The 26,218-nt window shown below is 36.2% G+C and carries 31 protein-coding genes; 21 read left to right on the forward strand and 10 right to left on the reverse strand.

Features of this window, described 5'->3' with window-relative positions; genetic code table 11:
- Positions 1-130: 130 nt before the first annotated feature.
- Positions 131-1,720: a bifunctional metallophosphatase/5'-nucleotidase gene (locus JFU20_RS21935; RefSeq protein WP_201038900.1), complete on the reverse strand. Its 1,590-nt coding sequence runs from the start codon at positions 1,718-1,720 to the stop codon at positions 131-133.
- 211 nt (positions 1,721-1,931) lie between these two features.
- Here JFU20_RS21935 and JFU20_RS21940 point away from each other — a divergent pair, with 211 nt between their 5' ends.
- The 3 genes from JFU20_RS21940 (at position 1,932) to JFU20_RS21950 (ending at position 3,747) form a co-directional block, all read left to right on the forward strand.
- Positions 1,932-2,195 carry a YqkE family protein gene (locus JFU20_RS21940; RefSeq protein ID WP_002014945.1) on the forward strand — a complete coding sequence of 88 codons (264 nt, stop codon included), beginning with the start codon at positions 1,932-1,934 and terminating at the stop codon, positions 2,193-2,195.
- A 68-nt stretch (positions 2,196-2,263) separates the two neighbouring features.
- Positions 2,264-2,788 (forward strand): GrpB family protein, encoded by a 525-nt coding sequence (locus JFU20_RS21945; RefSeq protein ID WP_201038901.1) that lies wholly within the window; start codon positions 2,264-2,266, stop codon positions 2,786-2,788.
- Positions 2,789-2,919: 131 nt separating this feature from the next.
- Entirely contained in the window at positions 2,920-3,747 is an 828-nt protein-coding gene (locus JFU20_RS21950) for an aldo/keto reductase (protein WP_012261661.1), read from the forward strand.
- Positions 3,748-3,805: 58 nt separating this feature from the next.
- Here JFU20_RS21950 and JFU20_RS21955 read toward each other — a convergent pair whose 3' ends face one another.
- On the reverse strand, positions 3,806-4,720 hold the full coding sequence (locus JFU20_RS21955) for an aldo/keto reductase (RefSeq protein ID WP_002088476.1): 915 nt from the start codon (positions 4,718-4,720) through the stop codon (positions 3,806-3,808).
- Between the two features lie 193 nt (positions 4,721-4,913).
- Positions 4,914-5,048, reverse strand: a complete 135-nt coding sequence (gene mciZ, locus JFU20_RS21960) for a Z-ring formation inhibitor MciZ (RefSeq protein ID WP_000870297.1) — start codon at positions 5,046-5,048, stop codon at positions 4,914-4,916.
- Between the two features lie 74 nt (positions 5,049-5,122).
- On the opposite strand from mciZ, the gene JFU20_RS21965 reads away from it, so the two are divergent.
- Entirely contained in the window at positions 5,123-5,662 is a 540-nt protein-coding gene (locus tag JFU20_RS21965; protein ID WP_002014941.1) for an NUDIX domain-containing protein, read from the forward strand.
- A gap of 23 nt (positions 5,663-5,685) precedes the next feature.
- Here the strand turns inward: JFU20_RS21965 and JFU20_RS21970 are convergent, their stop codons facing one another.
- Entirely contained in the window at positions 5,686-6,237 is a 552-nt protein-coding gene (locus JFU20_RS21970) for a GNAT family N-acetyltransferase (RefSeq protein WP_002033881.1), read from the reverse strand.
- 126 nt (positions 6,238-6,363) lie between these two features.
- Here JFU20_RS21970 and spoIIM point away from each other — a divergent pair, with 126 nt between their 5' ends.
- From spoIIM to corA, 9 genes are all read left to right on the forward strand, one after another.
- A complete protein-coding gene (gene spoIIM, locus JFU20_RS21975; RefSeq protein ID WP_002014939.1) occupies positions 6,364-7,011 on the forward strand; it encodes a stage II sporulation protein M in 648 nt (215 codons plus the stop codon).
- A gap of 106 nt (positions 7,012-7,117) precedes the next feature.
- On the forward strand, positions 7,118-7,573 hold the full coding sequence (gene fur / locus JFU20_RS21980; RefSeq protein ID WP_000392654.1) for a ferric iron uptake transcriptional regulator: 456 nt from the start codon (positions 7,118-7,120) through the stop codon (positions 7,571-7,573).
- A 103-nt stretch (positions 7,574-7,676) separates the two neighbouring features.
- Positions 7,677-7,907 carry a YqzK family protein gene (locus tag JFU20_RS21985; protein ID WP_002088473.1) on the forward strand — a complete coding sequence of 77 codons (231 nt, stop codon included), beginning with the start codon at positions 7,677-7,679 and terminating at the stop codon, positions 7,905-7,907.
- A 6-nt stretch (positions 7,908-7,913) separates the two neighbouring features.
- Positions 7,914-8,804 (forward strand): site-specific tyrosine recombinase XerD, encoded by an 891-nt coding sequence (gene xerD / locus JFU20_RS21990; RefSeq protein WP_002067028.1) that lies wholly within the window; start codon positions 7,914-7,916, stop codon positions 8,802-8,804.
- Positions 8,805-8,950: 146 nt separating this feature from the next.
- Positions 8,951-9,691, forward strand: coding sequence for a FixH family protein (locus JFU20_RS21995; protein WP_201038902.1), 741 nt, complete (start codon positions 8,951-8,953; stop codon positions 9,689-9,691).
- A 364-nt stretch (positions 9,692-10,055) separates the two neighbouring features.
- The gene (deoB, locus tag JFU20_RS22000; protein WP_002014935.1) at positions 10,056-11,240 is read left to right on the forward strand and encodes a phosphopentomutase; all 1,185 of its coding nucleotides are present in this window, start codon (positions 10,056-10,058) and stop codon (positions 11,238-11,240) included.
- A gap of 12 nt (positions 11,241-11,252) precedes the next feature.
- Positions 11,253-12,074, forward strand: a complete 822-nt coding sequence (locus JFU20_RS22005; RefSeq protein ID WP_001078443.1) for a purine-nucleoside phosphorylase — start codon at positions 11,253-11,255, stop codon at positions 12,072-12,074.
- A 7-nt stretch (positions 12,075-12,081) separates the two neighbouring features.
- The gene (locus tag JFU20_RS22010; protein ID WP_002067030.1) at positions 12,082-13,386 is read left to right on the forward strand and encodes a pyrimidine-nucleoside phosphorylase; all 1,305 of its coding nucleotides are present in this window, start codon (positions 12,082-12,084) and stop codon (positions 13,384-13,386) included.
- A 209-nt stretch (positions 13,387-13,595) separates the two neighbouring features.
- Positions 13,596-14,558, forward strand: coding sequence for a magnesium/cobalt transporter CorA (corA, locus tag JFU20_RS22015; protein ID WP_002067031.1), 963 nt, complete (start codon positions 13,596-13,598; stop codon positions 14,556-14,558).
- A 33-nt stretch (positions 14,559-14,591) separates the two neighbouring features.
- Here the strand turns inward: corA and JFU20_RS22020 are convergent, their stop codons facing one another.
- Both JFU20_RS22020 and JFU20_RS22025 read right to left on the reverse strand, forming a co-directional pair.
- A complete protein-coding gene (locus JFU20_RS22020) occupies positions 14,592-15,881 on the reverse strand; it encodes an NCS2 family permease (protein ID WP_002033892.1) in 1,290 nt (429 codons plus the stop codon).
- A 134-nt stretch (positions 15,882-16,015) separates the two neighbouring features.
- Positions 16,016-16,687, reverse strand: a complete 672-nt coding sequence (locus JFU20_RS22025; RefSeq protein ID WP_002033894.1) for an SIMPL domain-containing protein — start codon at positions 16,685-16,687, stop codon at positions 16,016-16,018.
- A 160-nt stretch (positions 16,688-16,847) separates the two neighbouring features.
- Here JFU20_RS22025 and JFU20_RS22030 point away from each other — a divergent pair, with 160 nt between their 5' ends.
- A complete protein-coding gene (locus JFU20_RS22030; RefSeq protein ID WP_002088468.1) occupies positions 16,848-17,267 on the forward strand; it encodes a MarR family winged helix-turn-helix transcriptional regulator in 420 nt (139 codons plus the stop codon).
- A 100-nt stretch (positions 17,268-17,367) separates the two neighbouring features.
- A complete protein-coding gene (locus JFU20_RS22035) occupies positions 17,368-17,913 on the forward strand; it encodes a hypothetical protein (RefSeq protein ID WP_002138207.1) in 546 nt (181 codons plus the stop codon).
- A gap of 24 nt (positions 17,914-17,937) precedes the next feature.
- Here JFU20_RS22035 and JFU20_RS22040 read toward each other — a convergent pair whose 3' ends face one another.
- From JFU20_RS22040 to JFU20_RS22055, 4 genes are read right to left on the reverse strand one after another with little or no spacing between them, the layout of a single operon-like run.
- Entirely contained in the window at positions 17,938-19,002 is a 1,065-nt protein-coding gene (locus JFU20_RS22040; RefSeq protein ID WP_201038903.1) for an ABC transporter permease subunit, read from the reverse strand.
- A gap of 12 nt (positions 19,003-19,014) precedes the next feature.
- The gene (locus JFU20_RS22045; RefSeq protein WP_002165112.1) at positions 19,015-20,076 is read right to left on the reverse strand and encodes an ABC transporter permease; all 1,062 of its coding nucleotides are present in this window, start codon (positions 20,074-20,076) and stop codon (positions 19,015-19,017) included.
- The gene (locus tag JFU20_RS22050; RefSeq protein WP_002128958.1) at positions 20,066-20,947 is read right to left on the reverse strand and encodes an ABC transporter ATP-binding protein; all 882 of its coding nucleotides are present in this window, start codon (positions 20,945-20,947) and stop codon (positions 20,066-20,068) included. The genes JFU20_RS22045 and JFU20_RS22050 overlap by 11 nt, the downstream gene beginning before the upstream one ends.
- Positions 20,913-21,332: a GntR family transcriptional regulator gene (locus tag JFU20_RS22055; RefSeq protein ID WP_002033900.1), complete on the reverse strand. Its 420-nt coding sequence runs from the start codon at positions 21,330-21,332 to the stop codon at positions 20,913-20,915. The genes JFU20_RS22050 and JFU20_RS22055 overlap by 35 nt, the downstream gene beginning before the upstream one ends.
- A gap of 166 nt (positions 21,333-21,498) precedes the next feature.
- Between JFU20_RS22055 and dacF the strand changes: the two genes are divergently transcribed.
- The 6 genes from dacF (at position 21,499) to JFU20_RS22085 (ending at position 26,180) form a co-directional block, all read left to right on the forward strand.
- On the forward strand, positions 21,499-22,689 hold the full coding sequence (gene dacF, locus JFU20_RS22060) for a serine-type D-Ala-D-Ala carboxypeptidase DacF (protein ID WP_002165113.1): 1,191 nt from the start codon (positions 21,499-21,501) through the stop codon (positions 22,687-22,689).
- A gap of 165 nt (positions 22,690-22,854) precedes the next feature.
- The gene (gene spoIIAA, locus JFU20_RS22065; RefSeq protein ID WP_002128957.1) at positions 22,855-23,205 is read left to right on the forward strand and encodes an anti-sigma F factor antagonist; all 351 of its coding nucleotides are present in this window, start codon (positions 22,855-22,857) and stop codon (positions 23,203-23,205) included.
- A complete protein-coding gene (spoIIAB, locus tag JFU20_RS22070) occupies positions 23,206-23,646 on the forward strand; it encodes an anti-sigma F factor (protein ID WP_001243400.1) in 441 nt (146 codons plus the stop codon). It abuts the gene before it with no gap.
- A gap of 12 nt (positions 23,647-23,658) precedes the next feature.
- Complete coding sequence (gene sigF / locus JFU20_RS22075) at positions 23,659-24,417, forward strand: RNA polymerase sporulation sigma factor SigF (protein WP_002014922.1); 759 nt, start codon at positions 23,659-23,661, stop codon at positions 24,415-24,417.
- 138 nt (positions 24,418-24,555) lie between these two features.
- Positions 24,556-26,082 carry a sodium-dependent transporter gene (locus tag JFU20_RS22080; protein WP_002014921.1) on the forward strand — a complete coding sequence of 509 codons (1,527 nt, stop codon included), beginning with the start codon at positions 24,556-24,558 and terminating at the stop codon, positions 26,080-26,082.
- Positions 26,079-26,180 (forward strand): methionine/alanine import family NSS transporter small subunit, encoded by a 102-nt coding sequence (locus JFU20_RS22085; protein ID WP_002094424.1) that lies wholly within the window; start codon positions 26,079-26,081, stop codon positions 26,178-26,180. The genes JFU20_RS22080 and JFU20_RS22085 overlap by 4 nt, the downstream gene beginning before the upstream one ends.
- The last annotated feature ends 38 nt before the right edge of the window (positions 26,181-26,218 follow it).

Here is a 26,218-nt window from a genome sequence, read left to right on the forward strand (position 1 = left end):
AACAAGGGGCTATGTGCGTATCCTTTACTGCACTAGAAGAATGACAATACGTATGACTCTAAAAGAAGAAGCTCCTTGCATATAAAAGGAGCTTCTTCTTTCGAGTGTCACGCACTAGTTTGAATAGTATTTAATTGTTTTTTTGAATACGTCCATCAATAATCGGCTGAATTGGTTCTTTCACTTGTTTTACATAATCGACTAATGCTTCAAAATCGTTTGGACCAGTTTCAGCATTTTTTCCATTTTTAAAGGATACGAATCCATCACCGCCAGAAGCTAGGAAAGCATTTGCAACTACGCTATACGTTTTAGAGGGAACTAATTCTTCACCATTTGTTAAACGGATATTCGTAACCTTTTCGTTATTTGGTTTGTTTGCATCCCAAGTGTATTGAATACCTGAAATTTGAAGCATTCTCGTTGCTCCTTTTTGCCATTGTTGATTTAATATATCACGAATATCTTGACCTGTTAGATCTACTTTAATTAATTGGTTTCCGAAAGGCTGAATGCCGTATAATTCGCCCCATGTAATATCTCCAGCGTCTAGATCATTACGAATTCCACCAGGATTCATAAGAGCGATTTGTGTTTGCATTATTTGGCGCTGGGCATCCGCAACTAAATTTCCAAGTGTAGATTCACCAGCATCGTTTTGTTTACGGTCGATAGGTGCTGTAGATTTTCCGACTACTTCATTTACAAGAGGTGCGATTTTTTCTTTATATTGATCTAACTTTTGTTTTACTTGTTTATCAGGCTCTACACCTTCATGGTACGTTGTAATAACTTCAGCTTTTTTCTTCACAATATCTTTTGTTTTTCTATCAATCGTTACATCTACATCAGAGAAAGCCATCCCGTAAGAGTTCGCTTGCACGATAAGTTTATTATTTACAGTACCATTTACATACGTATGACTATGTCCACCAAAAATAACATCGACTTCTGGATCTGTTTCATTTGCAATTCGAGTGAGGTCTCCATTTGTTACACCAGACTCATCAGTTGTTCCGCCGACATGTGCAAGGACTACGATAGATTTAACGCCGAGACGTTTTAATTGTTGTGTGGATTTATTAATAGCCTCTACTTCATCAGTGATTTCTACATTTTTAAGCATAGTAGGCATAACGACATTCGGTGTATCCGTTGTAACAACTCCAATGAACCCTACAGGAACTCCGTCAACTATTTTTACAGTGAATGGTGGTAAAAATAAGCGGCCAGTTGATTTATTATAGAAGTTTGCAGCGACATAAGGGAAGTTTGCTCCTTTGAAATTCCCTGTTTTTTCGTGATATCCACCGTAAATGAGGCGTTTCATTTCATCGATACCTTCATCAAATTCATGGTTTCCGATTGTACCAACATCAAACTTTAAGTCATTTAAAAATTCAATTGTTGGTTCGTCTTGTAATAATGCGGAAACTGGTGGGCTGGCTCCGACAATATCACCGGCATGTACGAGAAGTGTATTAGGGTTTTGTTTTTTGCGTTCTTTTAAATACGTAGCTAAATAATCAGCGCCACCAGCTTCTTTATTGTTAACTTTTTTTACAGTATCTAGTTGACCATGTAAATCATTAATACCAAGCATTTGTACGTCTATGTATCGGTTTTGTTCGGCAGGAGTCTGAGATGGAGGAGCGGCGAATACGCTTGAAAAAGTAATAGTACTTAAAACAGCAACAGCAGGAATAATTTTTTTCCACATAATTAATTTCTCCTTTTTTTATAATCTGACATCATACGACATAATTTTAATAGATTAATAGGATTATATCTATAGTTAAATTTAGTTTTTTCGAAAAATTAACATATTTACAAAAAATGAATAATAGAGAATGCGAGAGTAATGAACCTTTTTTATTGTCGATTTCGCCGTGTATCCTCTATAATGGAGAAAAAAGTAAAAGGTGAGTAGTATGAAGAAAAAGAAGCAAAGACAAACACAAAGACACTCTCAAATGAATCAACCAGAGAAAGAATCACTTACACTAGGTGATCAATTGAACGATTCGTTAATGCAACAATTAAAGAATAAGAAAAAAGAGTTGCAAGTGAGAGAAGAGAAAAAAGAGGCAGCAGAACAAGAAAGAAAGCGTAAGGAACAAAAAGAACGTGAAAAGAATAAATCATTTGAAGAACTGTTAAGTGAAAGTAGCCTTACTTGGAAAGACTTTAAATAATAAAAAGATGATCAGTGAAATGCCACTGATCATCTTTTTGACGAGTTTGTAAGAAAAGGGGAGTTAGAATGAGGAAAATTGTAGTCGTTCCGTATGAAAATCATTGGAGTGAGAAATTTCAAATGGAGGCCGAAAGATTAAAATCGGCGATGCCAGAAACGGTAAAAATCCATCATATTGGAAGTACGTCAGTGCCAGGACTAGCAGCTAAACCTATTATTGATATGATCATGGAAGTGGAAAGTATCGACAGAGTAGATCATTGGAATGAACGATTTAAAGAGCTTGGTTACATCGTGAAAGGGGAAAATGGTATTTCAGGTCGTCGTTTTTTTATTCATGGAACTGAGGAGAAACGCTCGTATCATTTGCACGTATTTGAAAAAGGGAATCCTGAGATTACAAGGCATTTATCGTTTCGTGATTACATGATGGCTCATTGCGAAGAAGCAGAGGCATATGCAAATTTAAAGAAAGAACTAGCGGAAAAATATACATATGATGGCACGATGTATACGGAAGGAAAAAATGAGTTTGTACGTAATGTTGATGAAAAAGCGAAAGAATGGAAAGGAAATAAAGTGAATGACTGAGTTCACTTTATTTTTTTAAATGTGTATAAAAGTATTATGTAAACTGTACGTATGTTTTGACTTTTTGGATGAATCTTGTTGAAATAAAGTGGTGGTTTATAAAAAATGTAACATTGAAAGGGAGAACGAGTGTGCATATTCCAACAACTACACTTCATAATGGCGTGAAAATGCCGATGATTGGTCTAGGCGTTTATAAAGCGAAAGAAGGCGACGAAGTTAAACAAGCAGTAAAAACAGCGTTAGAAGTTGGATACCGTTCGATTGATACAGCAACTGTATATGAAAATGAAAGCGGTGTCGGAGAAGCGGTTCGTGAATCTGGGATCCCGCGAGAAGACTTGTTTATTACAACAAAAGTTTGGAACGACGATCAAGGGTACGAGGAGACGCTCGAGGCGTTTGAAAAAAGTTTAAAGAAATTACAAATGGACTATGTAGATTTATATTTAATCCATTGGCCGATAAGAGGAAAGTATGTTGATACGTACCGTGCTCTAGAAAAGCTATATGAAGAAGGTAAAGTGCGTGCTATAGGTGTTTCTAATTTTCATAAACATCATTTAGAACTGTTATTACCAAATTGCAAAGTGAAGCCGATGGTAAACCAAGTTGAACTTCATCCAATGCTAGCGCAATTTGAATTGCGTGATTTCTGTCAAGGTGAGCAAATTCAAATGGAAGCATGGAGTCCTTTAATGAGAGGCGGCGAAGTATTCCAGCATCCAATTATTCAGGCTATTTCTAAAAAATATGAAAAGTCACCTGCACAAGTTATATTAAGGTGGGATATTCAAAGTGGGATTGTGACTATTCCTAAATCTGTTACGCCATCTCGTATTAAAGAGAACTTTACTATTTTTGATTTCTCATTAACTGAAGAAGAGATGGATCAAATTAATACGTTAAATCGTAATTTACATGTAGGAACGAATCCTGATAAATATGATACGTTATAAAAAAAGACTGCCGCCTAGTGTTGGGGGGCAGTCTTTTGCTTTTATCGGTATCAATATTTTAGCGATGCAAAGCATATGAATCGTACTTAACAATCTTTTGAAGTTGTACATATTCTTCTTTTGTTAAAGATAACTGTTGGCTAGCTTGTATATTTTCTTGCAATTGTTGAATAGAGCTTGCACCAGGTATAACAGCTGCAACAGTTTCGTTATGTAAGCAATATTGAATAGCTGTTCCTGTTAAAGAGCTTTCTCCGATTATTTCTTTTACACTCGCGAGTGTCGAATATAACTCATCGTAAGAATAAGAGAGGTAATCTTTTTCTTTTACTCTTTCTATCTTTCTTGCATTATTGTTAGTTAAAATCCCTTTTGCAAGTGGTCCGCGAGCAATAACGCTAATTTGCTGTTCATTAAGAAGCGGGAACCATTCTTCAGGGCGACGATTTAAAAGGCTGTATTCCATTAATATGCTAACGATATTTGATCGTTTTGCATACTCACGAATGACATTTGGACGTATAGAAGAGATACCATAATGACGAATAATCCCTTCTTTTTTTAATTCTTCAAAGGCTTCAACTGTTTCATCTATAGGATCTTCAATCGTCCCGCCATGCAGTTGATATAAATCAATATAATCTGTTTGAAGTCTACGTAAACTCTCTTTTACTTCGGCCTTTATATAAGCTTTAGAAGGATCCCAAGACCAACCGTTTTTTTCTTCTGTCCATCGATTTCCAACCTTTGTTGTAAGAACAATTTGGTCGCGTTTTCCTTTCAGAGCTTTTCCAACAAATTCTTCATTTAATCCATAATCGTATAAGTCCGCTGTATCAAAAAAATTAATTCCTAAATCGATTGCCTCATCGATAATACGCATAGCTTCAGCCTCAGATGCACCGAGAGACATACAGCCAAATCCAATTTCCGTAACATATAAATCTGAGTTTCCTAATTGACGTTTTTTCATAGGTCAACCTCCTTACCTCTATTGTACGAAAGGGGAAGGAGGTTGACAAACGTTTACTTTTTGCCCCGCTATTTGCGGGCATAAGACTCCCGCCTTAAACTTCGGCATATGCGAGGAAGTTAGGTGGGAGATTAACTGCCCGTAAAAGCCCGATTGGTGTGGGCTAATAATCAGAGGGGATGCCCCCCTCTGATTAAAGTTTCACTTTATTTGCTGTAATCCACTCTTGTACAGTTGTATACTCTTTGCCATATTGTTTTAGCTTATGACGAATTTGCCATGCTTTGCCGACTAAAGTGACGCGATTTGGTAAAATGTAAACTTTCATTTCTATCACGCTCCTTTCAATGTGGTAAAATGTATGAAGAACGATTAGGAAATAGAACAGGGAGATGAAGTAGTATGAGTAATCTTGCAGAAAGAACAGTAAAAACTGAACCGATTTTTGATGGTAGAGTTATAAAAGTTCGTGTTGATGATGTAGTATTACCAAATGGAGAAATGAGTAAACGTGAAATCGTAAATCACCCTGGGGCAGTTGCTATTATTGCTATTACTGATGAGGGGAAAATTGTACTCGTTGAGCAGTATCGTAAAGCTCTCGAAAAGGCAATTGTGGAAATTCCTGCTGGGAAGTTAGAACCTGGGGAAAAGCCAGAGGTAACAGCAGTTCGTGAATTAGAAGAAGAAACAGGATATGTATGTGAAAATATGGAGCTTATTACATCTTTCTATACATCACCTGGTTTTGCAGATGAGATTTTATATGTATATAAAGCGACAGGATTAAAACAAAAAGAAAATAAAGCGGCTTTAGATGAAGATGAATTTGTGGAATTAATGGAAGTGTCATTAGAAGAAGCGATTGATCTTATGAAAGACCTTCGCATACATGATGCTAAGACGATGTTTGCAGTACAATATTTACAATTACAAAAATAAACACTCGCCTAAGGCGAGTGTTTTTAGTTGATTTTTGCATATACACGTGCATCGCGTAAGCTGCCATCGGGTGCTAGGAAATCATTTTCCATTGTACCTTCTAAAATAAATTCTAGACGTTCTGCTAAGTTACATGCGTTTATATTTGTTGCATCAGTACGAATTTCAATTCTTCTAGCACCTAGTTTATCAAATGCAAATTGAATTGCACCTTTAATGGCTTCTGTCATATAGCCATGCTTTGTATAAGCGCTATGTAGCCAAAAGTGAAGTGAAAACTTTGGAATATCCCAGTTTTCAGGCTTGAGCGTAATAGCTCCGATGAATGTACCAGATACTTTATCGTATAAGTGGAAATCAAGTGTTTCACGAAGTAAAAACTGTCCGTGAGCTTCGCGAACAATTTCTTCAGCACGTTCTTCTGTTTCAGCTGTAATTGGCATCCATGGTAATAAGTCTTCTAGCGAAGCTTGGATTGCTTCATATACTTCTGTTCCATCACCTGGAAACGGCTTACGTACTTGCAAGCGCTCAGTTTGAAATAATGTTGGAAAATCTAATAATAATGGTTTCAAGAGAAATCCCTCCTATTCTCTACTTTTTAGTTTAGCAAAGTAGAGCGGAATTTCAATGCTAATTCGTCATACTTTTTTTCTTTCTTTCATACATTTTTAGTAAGAGTGTGAACGGAGGGAAGGAAAATGTGGCGAAAAACGTGGCAAGACCGTGTAATGTCTCACATACAGGAAAATTCTTCACTATATATATTTAATGCGGTTTTATTACTGATGGGAGTAATATTTGGAGCGATTCTTGTGAATAGTTTACAAATAAACCAAAAGCAAGATTTATCATTTTATTTACAGCGTTTTTTTGGACAAGTTTCTAAAGGAGAGTTTGCTGTCGCAGGCGAAATGTTTCGAGAAAGTTACTTTTCGCAATTAAAATATATCGGCTTTATTTGGATTTTGGGGATTTCAATTATTGGGTTGCCGCTCATTTTTATCTTACTATTTTTAAAAGGGGTAGTTGTTGGATTTACAGTAGGTTTTTTAGTAAGTCAGCACGGATGGAATGGACTATTATTAGCATTTGTATCTGTATTGCCACAAAATTTAATTATAATTCCTGTATTTCTCGTAATGACAACAATTGCTGCAAGCTTTTCCTTACGCATGATTAGGCATCAATTTATTCGGAAAATAACTGAGCCACTATTACCGTTATTAATTCGCTATACATGCTTTTTTCTCGTGATTGGAGCGGTATTAGCTATTGCTTCCAGTGTCGAAGTGTATGCATCACCAGTTTTAATGAAAGAAGTTGTGGAGGCTATTAACAAACAATAAATATTTTTTGAGAATAATTATCAATTTGTTTTTATTGTTTTTCTTTTGACAGGAGCCCTTCTTCTGATATAATGGTGTAAGAGTGGCGAGGAGGGAGTAGTACCGAATGGAAGAAAGAATTGAACGAATTAAGAAGCAATTACATGCAGCGAGCTATAAATTGACACCACAACGTGAAGCAACAGTTCGTGTGCTGCTAGAAAATGAAGAAGATCATTTAAGCGCAGAAGATGTATACCTCCTTGTAAAAGAAAAGTCGCCAGAGATCGGATTAGCAACCGTTTATCGAACTTTAGAGTTATTGTCTGAGTTGAAAGTTGTCGATAAAATTAACTTTGGAGACGGTGTTTCGCGTTATGACTTACGCCAAGAAGGTGCACAGCGTTTCCATCATCATTTAATCTGTACACAATGCGGTGCTGTACAAGAAATACAAGAAGATTTACTTGGTGAAGTGGAGAATAAAGTGGAACGAGACTGGAGCTTTAAGGTGAAAGATCATCGTTTAACATTCCATGGGATTTGTAAAAATTGTCAAGAAAATGAAACGGATGAAAAATAACCTTTTCCTATTTAACTAGGAAGAGGTTTTTTATTTGAATAAGGTATAAATTGGTGAAAGCTTGGCATATGTTGTAATAACTTATATTTTGGAGGAATTTACAATGCGCCGAGCTTTAAAATTAACTTTTGATGGGATGAAAGTATTTTTATTATTTACAAGTTGTACGATTTTGTTTTATTTCGCTATACTATGGATAAATGAAGAATATGAAAGTTACCATCGTTATGAAAAGCCAAAAGAAGAGACTGTAGAAAAAGTATCAGGGAATGAGGAGCCGGAAAAGGATGCTTTCGTAAATAGAATGATGTTTTTCTATGAAAATGGGGAGTAGTGTAGATTGGAAGATCAATTAAAAGATTTTATTCATTATATGATTGTTGAAAAAGGTTTAGCGAAAAATACAGTTGTATCTTATGAACGCGATTTAAAAAGCTATGTGAAGTATTTGCAAAATGTAGAACAAACGAAGACGTTTCATGAAGTGACACGTTTGCATATTGTTAACTTTTTGCAGCATTTAAAAGAAAACGGGAAATCTTCAAAAACATTGGCGCGTCATATTGCATCGATTCGTTCGTTTCATCAATTTTTACTTCGTGAACGAGCAGTGGAGCATGACCCATCGGTACATATTGAAACGCCACAAGGGGAACGAAAATTACCAAAAGTATTATCAATCGACGAAGTGGAAGCATTGCTTCAAACACCGAAAACGGCAAGTGCTTTTGGGATTCGTGATAAGGCAATGTTAGAGTTGTTGTATGCAACAGGACTTCGTGTTTCAGAATTAATTGCATTAAATTTAGAAGATGTGCACTTAACGATGGGATTTGTTCGCTGTATCGGGAAAGGGAACAAAGAAAGAATTATTCCACTAGGAAGCTTAGCGACAGAAGCGATTCAAAAGTATATTGAAAAAGGAAGAAGAGAATTGATGGGTAAAAAAGCAGTAGATGCGCTCTTTTTAAACCATCATGGTAATCGATTATCGAGACAGGGATTTTGGAAAATTTTAAAACGGCTAGCGAAAGAAGCGAATATTGCAAAAGAGCTTACACCGCATACGTTGCGTCACTCTTTTGCTACGCATCTATTAGAAAATGGGGCAGACTTACGTGCTGTACAGGAAATGCTTGGACATGCAGATATTTCGACGACACAAATTTATACGCACGTTTCAAAAACTAGATTAAAAGATGTATATAAACAGTTTCACCCGAGAGCATAGTCACTATGCTCTTTTTTCATAGATTAAGAAGAGTGAACCATTTCACAGAAACTTCACAAACATTTCGTACATTGTTTTCAGCAGAAGACTAGAATATTACAATGTATTTCCTCTATACTAAGGAAAGTATGAAGGAGGAAATGAAGATGAAAAAACTTATTATTACATTATTTATCGCGATGCTAGCATTGGCTGGCTGTAATACAAACAAAGAAGAACCGAAAAAAGAACAGAAACTTGAAGGTATAGACGTAGCGGTTCAAACGAATCCGAAAGAAATTAAACCTGGTGAAAAAACAGAAGTACAAGCACTTGTTACACAAGGAAAAGAAAGAGTAACGGATGCTGATGACGTAAAGTTTGAGATTTGGAAAGATGGCGACGAGAAACACGAGATGTTAGATGGTAAGCATAAAGGAAAAGGTGTTTATGCAGTAGAGAAAACATTTGAAACTGATGGAGTATATCATATTATTCCTCATACAAATGCACGTGATATACACGTTATGCCAGAACACAAAGTTGCTGTAGGTAATGCGAAAGTAGAAGATGCGAAAAAAGAAAGTGGTGATCATAGTGCAGGACACGGTGATCATAAAAGTGACACAATGATTCATCTTATGGCCGGTGACATAAAAGCAAATGCTGAATCAACAATGAAAGTCCATTTAAAACAAAAAGAAGAAGCGTTAACTGGTGCTGAAGTACAACTTGAGATTTGGAAAGACGGCGTTGAAAAACACGAATTTATTCCGGCGAAAGAAGGGAATAAAGGGGAGTATGAAAGTAAACATACTTTCAAAGAGAATGGTGCTTATAAAGTGAAAGTTCATGTAAGAAAAGGTGAACTACATGAACATAAAGAAGAAACAGTAGAAGTAAAATAAAAAGTAGCTCTTTAGAGCTGCTTTTTATTTTTATATTAGGAAATATGTTATAAAATGATTAGCACTTCTTTGCAGAATGGATTACAATAGAAGGGTAAAGAAAATGAAGAATTCTACGAAAATGTATTAAAAAGAAAGCGTAAACATGGTATGATATCAATATCAGATGTCTGACATCTGACTTAGAAAAAACTAGAAATTTTTTTGATTCGTTTGAAAGTAAAACGAAAAAGTTAGGGACTGGTTTAAAGCAGTACTGTTTGATAATGAGGACGAAAGATAATTCCCATTGATAACAGTTTCACTTTATAGCGTTTTGAACATACTACAAGAAGTAGAACTGAACATATAGGAGGTTGCAGTTATGAATAAATATAAACGTATTTTCCTAGTCGTAATGGACTCTGTGGGAATCGGTGAAGCACCAGATGCTGAGCAGTTTGGTGATTTAGGTTCTGATACAATTGGTCATATCGCTGAACATATGAATGGATTACACATGCCAAACATGGTGAAATTAGGCCTTGGTAATATTCGTGAAATGAAAGGAATCTCTAAAGTAGAGAAACCGCTTGGATATTATACAAAAATGCAAGAGAAATCTACAGGTAAAGATACAATGACAGGTCACTGGGAAATCATGGGCCTTTACATTGATACACCATTCCAAGTGTTTCCTGAAGGATTCCCGAAAGAATTACTTGATGAATTAGAAGAAAAGACAGGTCGTAAAATTATCGGCAATAAACCAGCTTCTGGAACTGAGGTACTTGTTGAGCTTGGTCAAGAACAAATGGAAACAGGTTCTTTAATTGTTTACACTTCTGCTGATAGTGTATTACAGATCGCAGCTCATGAAGAAGTAGTACCACTTGAAGAGCTATATAAAATTTGTAAAATCGCACGTGAATTAACATTAGATGAGAAGTACATGGTAGGGCGTGTTATTGCTCGTCCGTTCGTTGGAGAGCCAGGAAACTTCACACGTACACCAAATCGTCATGACTATGCGTTAAAACCATTTGGTCGCACAGTAATGAATGAACTTAAAGATAGCGATTATGATGTAATTGCTATTGGTAAAATTGCTGACATTTATGATGGAGAAGGTGTAACTGAATCACTTCGTACGAAATCAAATATGGATGGAATGGACAAGCTTGTAGATACATTAAATATGGACTTTACAGGTATTAGCTTCTTAAACTTAGTTGACTTTGATGCCTTATTTGGTCATCGTCGTGACCCACAAGGGTACGGAGAAGCTCTACAAGAATATGACGCACGTCTTCCAGAAGTATTCGAAAAACTAAAAGAAGATGATCTATTATTAATTACAGCAGACCATGGTAATGATCCAGTACATCCTGGTACTGATCATACACGTGAATATGTACCGTTATTAGCATATAGCCCAAGCATGAAAGAAGGCGGACAAGAGTTATCACTTCGTCAAACATTTGCTGATATTGGTGCAACTGTAGCAGAAAACTTTAATGTTAAAATGCCAGAACATGGAACAAGCTTCTTAAACGAGCTAAAGAAATAGGGGGATAAACAGATGAATCGTGAACTAATTACAAAATCAGCTTCATACTTAAAAGAGAAATTTCAAGAGACACCACAAGTAGGACTAATCCTTGGATCTGGACTAGGTGTATTAGCAGATGAAATCGAGAACGCAGTAACAGTACCATACAGTGAAATCCCTGAATTCCCAGTTTCAACTGTAGAAGGACATGCAGGTCAACTTGTATTCGGTACACTTCAAGGTGTAACAGTAGTAGCAATGCAAGGACGTTTCCATTTCTACGAAGGATACGATATGCAAAAAGTAACATTCCCAGTTCGTGTTATGAAAGAACTAGGTGTAGAAACAGTTGTTGTAACGAACGCAGCTGGTGGTGTAAATACATCATTTGAACCAGGCGATCTTATGTTAATTTCAGACCATATTAACTTCATGGGTACGAACCCATTAATCGGACCAAATGATTCTGAAATGGGTGTACGTTTCCCTGATATGTCTACATCATATACGCCAGAACTTCGCGAAATGGCGAAACAAGTTGCAGCAGATTTAAATATTAAAGTACAAGAAGGTGTATATGTTGGAATGACAGGTCCTGTATATGAAACACCTGCTGAAATTCGTATGCTTCGTACACTTGGCGGAGATGCAGTTGGTATGTCAACAGTACCAGAAGTAATTGTAGCTCGTCATGCAGGTATGAAAGTACTAGGTATTTCTTGTATTTCAAATATGGCAGCTGGTATTTTAGATCAACCACTTCACCACGATGAAGTAATTGAAACGACAGAACGTGTTAAAGCTAATTTCTTAGCATTAGTAAAAGCAATTGTAAAACAAATGAAGGGGTGACTTCACAATGAGAATGGTGGACCTAATTGCAAAAAAACGTGATGGACATGCATTAACGACAGAAGAAATTAACTTTATCGTTGAAGGATACACAAATGGTAGTATTCCAGATTATCAAATGAGTTCACTTGCAATGGCAATTTTCTTCCAAGATATGAATGATCAAGAACGTGCAGATTTAACGATGGCAATGGTAAATAGCGGTGATACAATTGACTTATCAGCCATTGAAGGGGTAAAAGTAGATAAGCATTCAACGGGTGGAGTCGGTGATACAACGACACTTGTATTAGGTCCATTAGTAGCTGCTTTAGGTGTACCAGTTGCGAAAATGTCTGGACGAGGTCTAGGACATACGGGTGGTACAATTGATAAATTAGAAGCAGTACCAGGATTCCATGTGGAAATTGAAAATGATGAATTCATGCGTCTTGTAAATGAAAATAAAATCGCTGTTATTGGTCAAAGTGGAAACTTAACACCTGCTGATAAAAAGTTATATGCGCTTCGTGATGTAACTGCAACAGTAAATTCAATTCCTCTTATCGCTAGCTCAATTATGAGTAAGAAAATTGCTGCTGGTGCAGATGCAATTGTTCTTGATGTAAAAACTGGAGCAGGCGCGTTTATGAAAACGGATGAAGATGCAAAGCGTTTAGCAGAAGCAATGGTACGCATCGGTAATAACGTGGGTCGTAATACGATGGCGGTTATTTCTGATATGAGTCAGCCGCTTGGTGAAGCAATTGGTAATGCATTAGAAGTACAAGAAGCAATTGATACATTACAAGGTAAGGGACCGAAAGATTTAGAAGAGTTATGTTTAACACTTGGAAGTCAGATGGTGTACCTTGCTGGACAAGCTTCATCTTTAGAAGATGCACGTGAAAAGTTAATTGAAGTAATGAACAATGGTAAAGCGCTAGAATCATTTAAAACGTTCTTATCCGCGCAAGGCGGCGATGCATCTGTTGTTGATGATCCTTCTAAATTGCCACAAGCACAATTTAAAATTGAAGTGGAAGCGAAAGAAGACGGTTACGTATCGGAAATCGTTGCAGATGAAATCGGAACAGCAGCAATGCTTTTAGGAGCAGGGCGTGCAACGAAAGAGTCTGAAATTGATTTAGCAGTTGGTCTAATGCTTCGCAAAAAAGTAGGCGATAGCGTGAAAAAAGGTGACTCTCTTGTTACAATTTACGCAAACCGCGAAAATGTTGAAGACGTAAAAGCGAAAATTTATGAGAACATGAAAATCGCTAAAGATCACGTAGATGCACCAACTTTAGTACACGGTATTGTAACGAAGTAATAAAGTGAAACTTTAATCAGTGGGGGCTTTATCCCCACTGATTATTAGCCTTCACCAATCGGGCATTTACGGGCAGCCCGACCCAGACCTAACTTCTTTGCTTTCGCTGAATTTTGAGGTAGGGGTCTTACTGCCCGCAAATAGCGGGATAAAAAAAGCTGAGGAGATTTCTCCTTGGCTTTTTTTACTATTTTTTGTTTATAATAGTAATGGGTGAAATTATGATTAGAATTTGTGCAATAACGAAAAAAAATGAAGTTTTATATGATGTTTCGCTAGAAGAAACGAAAAAAGAGAACATCATATGGTATTGGCTTGATTTATATAAGCCAACGAAAGAGGAGTATACATATATTTTACAAGATCACTTCAAGTTCCATCCCCTTGCAATTGAAGATTGTGTAGAGTATGTACAGAGACCAAAGGTAGATTTTTATGATGGATATAACTTTTTAGTTCTTCATGCATTCGGAGAAGACGGATTAGAACCGCATGAAATCGATTTATTTATTAGTGATCGATATATAGTCTCTTTCCATTTCTCTCATAACAATGCGATTGAAAGAGTATGGAAAACGCTCGGTGAAAAGAAACGTATTAAGAAGAGCCCTTTGCATGTAGCACATACAATTATTGACCAAATTGTAGATGATTATTTCGCACCTGTTTATTACATTGAAGACCATTTAAATGCAATTGATGATAATTTAACGGGTGAGACAGCAGGAAGTGTGCTAGAAGAAGTATTTGATATTCGTGCAGATTTATCTAAGCTAAGGCGTACGATTATTCCGATGCGTGATTTATTGTATCGTATATTAAATTCAACACGTTTTTACGGTATAAGCGATCATGAAATTTATTTTAAAGATATACATGATCATTTGCTTAAACTGACAGAGATGATTGAAGCGAGCCGTGAATTAACAGCAGATATTCGAGATAGTTACTTTTCGTTGAATTCCCACCATATGAACAATATTATGAAAACATTAACTGTTTTCTCAACTATTTTCATGCCGTTAACATTTATTGCAGGGGTATACGGCATGAACTTTGCACATATGCCAGAGCTTGGCGGGAAGTATAGTTATTTTATTTGCTTAATTTTAATGGCATTAATTGGCGGCGGAATGATGGCTTGGTTTTATAAAAAAGGTTGGTTTAAGTAAAAAAACACCGAGGATTTCCTCGGTGTTTTTTTCTTAGCCAATAGCGTGTAATACGAACATGGCTAAGAATAAGCATGTAATAATATACATGGACGGTGCGACTTCTTTACGCTTTCCAAGTGCAACTTTCAAGATAGGATAAGCAATAAATCCGAACGCAATGCCATCAGCGATACTATATGTGAGCGGGATCATAACGATAATTAAAAACGCTGGAAATCCTTCTGAAAAGTCGTTCAGAGGAATTTGTTGAATGCTTGTAATCATCAGCCCGCCAATAATAATTAAGATTGGTGCAATGGCACTGTCAGGAATTATTTTGACAAACGGAAGCGCAAACAGTGATGCGAAGAATAACAACCCTGTAACGATAGACGTCAGACCTGTCTTTCCGCCTGCAGTAATACCTGCGGCACTCTCTACTGTTGAAACGGTAGGGCTTGTGCCAAATAGACCACATGTCATTGCTGAAATTGCATTTGCTTGGTAAGCACGTGGGAATTTACGATCATCTTCTAATAAACCATGTAAAAGTCCCATGTTCTCAAAAATAAGCACCATGCTTAAGGAGAATGTTGCAATCCAAAATGGCAAGGAAGAAAGTTTCCCAAATGACATAGCTCCAAACACATCGCCATAATTAGCGAATGAAAACGAACTATTTCCCATTTGACTCGTATCAACAAGACCAAACAGCCATGCAATACCAGTTCCAATTGCAATCGTCCATAAAAAGCTTCCACGTACGTTACGCGCAAATAGTACAAGTGCGACAATAAGAGTAAGTAGTGTGGCAAGAACGACAGGACTACTTAATTTTCCCATTGCAACAGCAGTATTAGGATGCGAAACGACTAAACCACCTTTTTGCAAGCCGATGAAAGCTAAAAACAACCCGATACCGACAGTGATCGCTTCCTTTAATGACTTTGGAATCGATACCGAAAGCACGCGAGCAATCGGTGTAAAAGCAGCAATTGCAAAAATAATACCGGCGATAAAAACAGCTGCCAATGCTTCTTGCCAAGTTAAACCGAGCGTATGCACAGCAGTGTACGTGAAGAATGCATTTACACCCATACCAGGGACAAGAATAGCAGGTGCATTTGCCCAAAATGCCATGAGTAGACATCCGACAAATGAACTAAAAACAGTTGCCAAAATTCCTGCCTCAAGAGGAATGCCGGCATCTGATAAGATTGACGCATTTACAATCATAATATAAACAATTGTGAAAAATGACGTGACTCCAGCTAAAACTTCTTGTTTTGGTGATGTTTGGTGTAAGTCTAATTTAAATGTTCTTTCAAGTATTCCTTTCATGTTAAACCTTCTTTTTCATATCCCTCTCCCACCCGTGATATCTCTTATGTAAGAGCTCACCGTCCTTTATTATATCAGAACATCATGTTTTTACAACAACGAAAATGATAACGGTTACTTATAAATGAGTTTATTTATAAATACGTAAAAATTGCCCGGATAGATGAAATGATTTCTAGTTCTCCTGATTGAATGGGCGGAGCTGCTTGCGCATGCAAAGTAGCATATGATGAGATCTCCCGTGGTAATTGGGCAGATTCTTCAACGAGTGAGAGGGGAACAGGATTAATATTTAAATTGTAGGTACTCGCAATTGTACGAGCTTTGTCTACTGCTTGTTGCAGAGCTTGAATGAGAGCTTGCTCATAATATTTATTTGGATGAGATATTCGAAAACGTAATCCTTTTGCTACGTTTGCACCATTTGTAACGGCTATATCATATACTTCCCCTGCTTTTTGCACATTTAAAACGGTAATTTCATACAAATGCTCCACACGGTAGCCTTGTAGTAATGCTTTATCATTTACATATTCGTATTGAGGAGTAATTGTATAAGAAATGGTTTCTATATCTTTATCGGCAATACCTAGCTGTTTGAGTGCATCAAGCAATTGTTTCGATTGCACTGCATTTTCTTCTTGCGCCTGTTTTACATTTTTACTATCTGTTCGAATGCCCAGTGTTAATATGACAACATTTGGTTTTGCCTTTATAATGCCTTCTCCTTGTACAGTAATAGTAGCTTCTTTACCAGTATTTGTCGTACGGATATTATGTAAATAAGGATTCATTCCACTTTGCATTTATGCTCACCATCCTTTTTTATATGTATATGTGTGAACAAAAAAGAAAATCTTATGAAAAAAGTTACATAAATGAGAATGTTGAGGGAAGAAAGCATATACAATATAGGTATTTATAGATTATAATATGTGTAAATATGATAAAAAAGGGACGAGGCTAGTGAACGAAAATAGAGAAACACTGATTTTAGATTTATCTGCATCATTTCGAAAGATGATACGTTTATTACAAAATGATATTAATACACGTTTTTCAGAGCATATGCCATATAATGAATTCTCTGTATTACGTGCGTTATTTTTAAAAAGTCCACAGATGGCTTCGCAAATTGCGAGTGAAGTAAACGTAACCTCCAGTCATATTACAGCTGTAACAGATCGTCTCGTGCGAAAAGGGTTTGTTGAAAGAAAACGTTCAAATTCGGACCGTCGTATCGTATACTTAGAAATTACTGAAAACGGACGAGAAGTAACTGAAAAGCTTGAAGCTGTGCGTAAAGAATATTATAAAGAGAAATTTAAAGGTTGGAGCGACCAAGAGATAGAAATGGTTTTAGAACTATTTGGCCGCGTATTATAATAAATGAGGATAGGAAGCGAGAGCTTTCCTATCCTTTTTCTTTTGAATAAAAATATTTTGAAACTCCGATACTTTAATTAAACAGATCGGAGGAAAGATTATGAAATATATTGCTGCACTTACCATTTTACTTGGAAGTTTTTTCTGCTTTCATACATTCATGTACGCTGATACCCCTATCCAAGTGGTGCAAAAAGAAGTGAAGTACATTGAGAATGATAATACCGTCTTGTATTCGAAATTATGGGTTCGTTCTATGCAAAACGCAGTATTATTTCATCATAGCGATAATGTTCGTAATCAGGACACTTTGCGTAATGTAACAAGTTCATCGCTCGTTAAAGCGAAGCAATTACCATTTAAGAAAGCATCAATGTACATTCCAAGATTATCGCAATACGTATCAAAAGCAGGGAAAGAAAATATTCAAGTGCACTACATTGCGGTGCACTATAATGTGAAAAAAGAAAATGCGTATCAATTAAATGGCATGAACTATTTTCTGCAAGTATTTGTGAAAGAGCGCGGCGAATGGAAAATTGCTGAAAGTGTAGTCGCGCCGACAGAGCAAATTGTGCAAAATGGTGATGGGTTCGGGATGAAAGAAGAGATGGTGTATGGGGATAGGAGAGAGAATGTGAAATAACCTCCTCTTAGTGAGGAGGTTATTTTATTTGAAATTCCAAGAGACCTTCAATCTCAATATTTTAGATAGAAGAAAATAGCTAATTATGCTTGTTCCGAACAAACCAACGTAAAAATTAAGCAATGAATGGGTCCCACCAATTATTAAACCGCCGCTAATTCCAATACAGAAAATAGCGCAGACCATAAATGTTTTTTGAAGCTTTGGATATAGTAAGAAACTACCATTCCGCTCATTGACTGAACGAACATATAAATATATACCGAGTGGTAATAGAATAATTATATTTACAATAGGTCCAATCAATGTTTTTACTGAAGGGATTTCTGTAAAGTTTGGTTCATTATGACGCACTCCATCATTATCGGTATAAGCACTTTGTGGATTATAATCAAATCTAATATGAAAATTTTCTGCTGGACCCGAAATGCGTATGTTTTCCATAACACGATGAATATAGCCATTGTCCTCATGAAAGTCAGTATTCGAGTGAACAGCGATGACCGCTGAGATAAGGGATGGAAATAACAATGGAAACATGAATATAGCTGCAGTAAGAAGTCCCTGCGAGAGAATATTCCCAGTAATTGTTCCTATACATAATGCAAGCGTATAAATAGCGATTAACACAATTAACATGTATAGAAAATAAGTATGAAATGGTGAAAATATTTGATATTTATTATGAAAAGTTGTTTTTTTCATAATGGCGAATAGTCCCCAGTTTAATACGATGATTGCTGCAATGTTACAGATCCCAAACAACCACTTTGTTATATAGATGTGTGAACGTTTAAATGGCATAGACCATAGCAAGTCACTAGAGTTATTTTGTCTTTCCCAACCAATTAATGTACAAGCTAGAACGATAAGTACACCACCTAACAGTATGACAGGGTCTATAAGTGTTAAATCAAAGTGGTAGTGATATACATAGTTCCACTTTTTATTGTCATTTAGAAAGTATAGCTGTTGAATAGAAGCCATATAGTATTTATATGATAAAGTATAGAAGCTAACGAACCAAAACAACCACACAACATATTTACTTTGTTGATATGTTCTTAGCCATAGTGCTTTTTGAAACATAGGCCCCCTCCTTTAAAAAACTTTATAATTTGTTAGACGTGATAGTACAACATAAGTAATGATTCCAGCGAGAAGCAAACTGATATAGTAGTTAAGTAAGAAATTAAATTGATTTATTTTATAGCCACCTAGTAATGCAAAATAAATGGTTGTCCCCCATATCCATATTCGTAAATGTTTTTGGAAAATAAATATTTTTTGAGCGTTTTCATTTGGCGATCGTGTATATAAATATGTGCCAAATAGTAAATAGAACATCGTATAGAAAATAGGAACTAGCACTGACTTAGCTGAATAATACGTATGATTTGCCGGATCTCTTAAAGTGGTTGGATCGTTTTCTTTCTTACGTGATTTTGGATCATAGTGGTAACGAATCGTATAATTATATATTGGTGCAACTATATTTGTTTTTTGATTGATTTCATGAAGTTGTTCATATAAGTTGTTATTTCTAGTATCTGTAGCATGTAAATGGTTTATTGTAAAAGTGTACACTAATGGAATAAATGTAAGCCCCATTAGAAGCCACGGAATACAAAAAACGACTTGCGAAACAACGCTTCCAGTAAAAGTACCGATACATAATGCAGCTGTATATACTGCAACATAAGAGACAATTGCATAAAGAAAGTATCGATGAAATGGTCCAAATGATTGATAATCAAAATGAATTGTCGTTCTATAAATAACATACATAAGGATCCAATTTATAAGTAATGAGCCTACAATACAAAATGAACCAAAAGCCCATTTAGATAAAAAAACATCTTTTCTTTTAAATGGCATCGTCATAAGTAAAGTATTAGACTGGTTACTACGTTCCCATCCCATCAATAAACAAGCTAAAGCAATGATAAGAACAGTTAACCAAAAGCTATTACTTTCCCCAAATCCAAAATAATAGAAATAATAGTACGTTCCCTTTTCTTGCAAATCGTGATATTCAGCAAGTTGTCGCTCGGCTGCTCTATAGTATCCGAAAGAGAAAAGATAAAGTGAACTAAAGAAAAAGAGTAAAACAGCATATTTCCCGCGTTTCCAATTCCACATCCACAACGCCTTATGAAACATACCCATCCTCCTCAAGTGTCGTAACAAAGACATCTTCAAGTGACATTGATAATTCTTCAATGAGTATTGGTTGCTCTTTATAAAACTTCTCCAGTGTTGTAGCCACATTTTCCTCAATTAAGATTGTATATACTTTTCCTGTTTGGTTTAATATTTTAATATTGCTTAAGTTTTCTAGTTTTTGAGGTAATGAACGTTCATAAGCAACTTGTATTTTGGCAAATCGTGATTTTGCATCATCTAGTGATGTAATAGAATCTACTGTATGTCCTTTTAAAATAATGATTGTATCGGCAATTTTTTCAACTTCATCTAAATGGTGAGTGGAGATGAAAATTGTAATTTCTTTTTCTGCTACTTCTTCAACGAGAAATTGTAGAATCTGTCTTTTAACGATAGGATCAAGTCCGTTTGTTGGTTCATCTAAAATGACATATTCTGCTTTTGCAGCGAAAGCTAAAATGATCGCAAGCAGTGCTTTCATTCCTTTTGAGTAACTACGAATACGTTTGTTTGGTAAATTAAAACGTTCTAATATTTCATAAAAATATTGTTCATCAAATGCTGTATAAACCGCTTTATAAAACTTTACGATTTCTTTTACTGTATATCCGTTCAGTATGTTAGTAGAGTCTGGAACGTATACAACTTTTTGTTTAATTTCAGGATGCATATGAACATCTGTATTCTCATATGTAACAGTTCCTTCATCGGGGTCTAAAATGCCGACCATCGTTCGTAATAAAGTTGTTTTCCCCGCACCGTTTCTTCCGAGCAATCCGACGATACTACCTTTTTGTAATGTGAAAGAAACATCGTCTAAAATCGTTTGGTTATCAATTGTTTTCTTCAAGTTTGTCACTTTCAACATCTGTATTTCCTCCAATCTCTTTATAGTATGAATCTATCCAATCGTGAATTTTATCTTTCGTAATCCCAAGATAAGAGGCTTCTAGTAATAATTGATGAAATTGCTTTTCAACCATAGCGATTTTCCTTTCGTCTAATGTTGGGGTAATCGATTGGGCTACAAATGTTCCTTTTCCTCGTAATGTTTCAATAATCCCTTGTCGCTCTAATTCTTGATAAGCTTTACTGACTGTATTTGGATTTATAACGAGCAAAGAAGCAAGCTCGCGTACAGAAGGAAGTTTATCACTTGGAGCTAACATATTTTTTAGTACGAGCTCTTTTATATTTTGAACAATTTGTTCCCATATCGGAGTGTTGCTTCTTGGATCAAGTTGAATATGCAAGAGCAATGTCTCCTTCCTAATGAGTATTAAGTGTACTACTGCGTGTAATACACTTAATACAATATAGGCAATGAATTTATTTGTCAACTGAAAATAATAGAAAAATATGGTATTAAAAATGTATAAATTGGAAAAAATAAGTTTGATATAGAATGGAGGGTTAGTCATGAAGCGAGTTTTTGGAATACTTGTTTGTTTCATGTTATTGCTTTCTGGTACTTCAGTTAGTTTCGCACAATCTGAGAAAACGAAGCAGGAAAAAACAGAAGAAACCACGCCGAAGTTAGCGGAACAAGCGTCGTCAGCGATCGTAATTGAGCAAGATACAGGTAAAGTTTTGTTTGATAAAAATCCGAATGAAAAGTTACCACCTGCTAGTATGACAAAGATTATGACAATGCTATTAATTATGGAACAAGTTGAAAAAGGAAAATTAAAACTGACAGATAAAGTGAGAGCGAGTGAACACGCAGCTTCAATGGGCGGATCACAAATTTTTCTAGAACCTGGGGAAGAGATGACTGTAAATGAAATGTTAAAGGGCATTGCAATTGCATCTGGAAATGATGCATCTGTTGCAGTAGCTGAGCATATCGCTGGTTCAGAAGAAGGTTTCGTAAATATGATGAACAAAAAAGCGAAAGATCTAGGATTGAAAAATACACATTTTCAAAATCCGACAGGTCTCCCGGCGAAAGATCATTATTCCACAGCAAATGATATGGCTATAATGGCGAGAGAATTGATGAAGTATCCACTTATTCGCAAATACACAGGTAAATATGAAGACTATTTACGTGAAGATACGGATAAGAAGTTTTGGCTCGTTAATACGAATAAGTTAGTACGTTTTTATCCTGGAGTAGATGGTGTGAAAACGGGCTTCACGACAGAAGCGAAATATTGTTTAACGGCATCGGCTGAGAAAAATGGTATGCGTGTTATTTCAGTTGTAATGGGAGCACCTACATCAAAAGAGCGGAACAATCAAGTAACGAAGCTTCTTGATTATGCATTTGGACAATACATGACAAAGAAATTATATACACGTGGTGAGAAAATTAAGACTGTACAAGTAGGAAAAGGTAAGGAAGAAAAAGTAGATTTAGTTGCGTCAGATAATGTGTCTCTTCTTATGAAGAAGGGCGAAAATATGGACAAAGTTAAACAAGAAGTGATTGCTGAAAAGAAAGTGAAGGCACCGATTAAAAAAGGTGATGCACTTGGTACACTTGTTATTAAAAGAGATAAAGATGTTTTATTAAAACAAACAATTGTAGCGAAAGAAGATGTTGAGGCAGCGAGTTGGTGGGAGTTATTTAAAAGAAGTTTTGGGATGTTTTCAACATCAAAATAGCGGCGGAAATTTTGATGTTTTTCTGTTCGTATTTACTGAAATAATTGCTGAAAGGTTTCACTTTATGACGAAATAGTTCTTCTTTTGTCAGTAGGAAGGATTCTGATTTTATATCACGAAAATCTTATGTTAATGAGTAAAGTTTGAGCATAAGGAGGAAATCGTGTGAGTCTTTCCATGCATTTAGAAGTAAAACGTGACGTCTTATGTGTGAGGCTAGAGGGCGAGTTAGATCATCATACTGCTGAAGAGTTGCGAACGAAAGTCACAGATATGATTGAGACACATGGTGTTCATCATATTATTTTGAGCCTAGAGAACTTAACATTTATGGATAGTTCTGGTTTAGGCGTTATATTAGGCCGATATAAACATGTAAAGGGATTAGGTGGAGAGATGGTTGTCTGTGCAATTTCACCGCCCGTTAAACGTTTATTTGAAATGTCAGGTCTATTCAAAATTGTTCGTTTAGAAGAAAGTGAAGCGCATGCGCTCGCGACGTTGGGGGTGGCGTAGATGAGAAATGAAATGAACCTTCAATTTTCAGCGTTAAGTCAGAATGAATCATTCGCTCGTGTTACGGTAGCTGCTTTTATTGCGCAATTAGACCCGACGATGGAAGAACTAACAGAGATTAAAACAGTTGTGTCAGAAGCGGTTACAAATGCAATTATTCATGGGTATGAAGGAAATGCAGAAGGTGTTGTTTATATTTCAGTGATTTTGGAAGAAGCGATGGTGAAACTCACGATTCGAGATGAAGGGATTGGTATCTTTAACTTAGATGAAGCAAGACAACCCCTTTTTACAACTAAACCTGAATTAGAGCGTTCCGGAATGGGATTTACTATCATGGAAAATTTTATGGATGAAGTAGAAGTTATTTCAAACGAATCTTTCGGGACAACAATCCATTTGACAAAATACTTATCAAATAGTAACGCTCTATGCAATTAAGGAGAATAGCCAATGGACATAGAGGTCAGAAATGAGAAGAAGAAACCTCAGTTAAAGGACCACGAGCTAAAAGCGTTAATTCAAAAAAGTCAAGATGGAGATCAACAAGCGAGAGATACAATCGTTCAAAGTAATATGCGTCTCGTATGGTCGGTTGTACAGCGATTTCTTAATCGAGGATACGAACCAGACGATTTATTTCAAATTGGATGTATTGGGCTCTTAAAATCGGTAGATAAATTTGATTTATCTTTCGACGTGAAATTTTCAACATATGCAGTTCCAATGATTATCGGTGAAATACAACGATTTTTACGTGACGATGGATCAGTGAAAGTAAGTAGATCTTTAAAAGAAACAGGAAACAAAGTCCGAAAGATGAGAGACGAGCTTTCGAAAGAATTTGGAAGGGCTCCAACGATTAATGAGGTAGCACAGGCTCTTGAACTAACGCCGGAAGAAGTTGTTCTGGCGCAAGAAGCGAGTCGTGCTCCTTCGTCGATACATGAAACTGTGTATGAAAACGATGGAGATCCAATTACTATTTTAGATCAAATTGCAGATCAATCGGAAACGAAATGGTTTGATAAAATTGCTTTAAAAGAAGCAATTAGAGAATTGGATGAACGAGAAAGGCTAATTGTGTATTTGCGCTATTATAAAGACCAAACCCAATCAGAAGTAGCGGAGCGCATAGGCATTTCGCAAGTACAAGTTTCAAGACTTGAAAAGAAAATATTAAAACAGATGAAAGATCGAATAGATGAATAGCTATCTATTCGATTTTTTTTATTGTCACGAAAAGGAGAAGATTATAACTATCGCTAAAAAATTTACAGAATTTATTGATAATTTAGTTAATTTAAACTATAATCCAAGTATGAACTTGTCACAAAGGGGGAAGGAAACATGGAAACGAGGCAACAATGGGGAACTAGGGCTGGATTTATTTTTGCAGCAATCGGTTCCGCTGTTGGACTAGGGAATATATGGCGTTTTCCTTATACAGCGTATGAAAACGGGGGAGGCGCATTCTTTTTACCGTACTTATTTGCATTATTAACGACTGGTATTTCATTGTTAGCTTTCGAGTTTGCTCTTGGGCATCGTCATCGTGGTTCGGCGCCACTTACATTCTTCCGTATTCATCGACGTGCTGAATTTATTGGATGGTGGCAAATGTGTGTGACATTTATTGTTTCAACATATTACGCTGTAATCATTGCTTGGTCTATTTCGTATACGTACTTTGCAATTACTGGAGCATGGGGGAAAGACACGCAATCATTTTTATTTAAAGAATATTTACATGTTGCAGATAAGCCAGGACAATTCGGGGGGCTCGTACCAGAAGTATTAATTCCGTTAGCTCTCGTTTGGATTATTGTGCTTGGTGTTGCGTTTAAAGGAGTTAAAAAAGGAATCGAAGTTGTTAACCGTATTTTTATTCCTTTACTAGTTGTTATGTTCCTTATTATCGTTGTTCGTGCAGTGACGATGGAAGGTGCGATGCAGGGGCTAGATGCATTTTTTAAACCAGATTGGAGTCGTATTTTTGATGGGAAAGTATGGCTTGCTGCTTACGGTCAAATTTTCTTTAGTTTATCTTTAGCATTCGGAATTATGATTACGTATTCTAGTTATTTACCGAAAAACTCAGATACAACAAATAATGCTTTTATTACAGGATTTGCAAATTCAGGATTTGAATTATTGGCAGGTATTGGTGTCTTTGCAGCTCTTGGATTTATGGCGAATAACATGGGGGTACCGGTTGATAAAGTAGCTAGTGCTGGTGTAGGACTTGCATTTGTAGTATTCCCGCAAATTATTAATGAGTTACCGATGTCGCCGTTATTTGGTGTATTATTCTTCTTATCTCTAACTGTTGCTGGAATTACATCACTCATTTCACTTGCAGAAGTATGCTTTGCCGCTGTATCTGAAAAATTCAGCTTGAGTCGTCAAAAGACGATTGGAATTATGGGAACGCTATTAGTATTAGTTTCTCTTGTTTTTGCAACACGTGGTGGACTTATGTTCCTAGATGTTGTTGATTACTTCGCTAACAATTTTGGATTGATTACAATTGCACTCGTTGAAGTAGTTACAATAGGACTAATCTTGCGCCGTTTACCAGTTTATCAAAATCATGCAAACTTTGTATCTGATATAAAGTTAGGAACGTTTTGGAGAGTGAGTTTACTCGTTATTACTCCACTTATGTTAGGGTATATGTTAATTGATGGTACAATCCAAAACATTAAAAAGAACTACGGAGGTTATCCAACAGAGTTTGTTGTAACGTATGGTTGGTCGATAGCGGCAGCGTTTCTTATAGTTGCACTAGTCATTAGTCTGAAGAAATGGAATGCACAAATACATTCAGACTCTGTCCAGCTTGAAAAAGAATGGAAGGACCGAGGTGTTTCATGATGAGTGGATCAGCGATTATGATGATGGTTATAGGTATGGTAGTCATTTGGGGAGGACTTGCATTAAGTATTGCAAATTTATTTAAGAAAAAGGCATAAGCTAAAAAACATCTGTACCGAAACGGTACAGATGTTTT

Source organism: Bacillus sp. TH30, from assembly GCF_016650875.1.
Classification (GTDB): domain Bacteria; phylum Bacillota; class Bacilli; order Bacillales; family Bacillaceae_G; genus Bacillus_A; species Bacillus_A mycoides.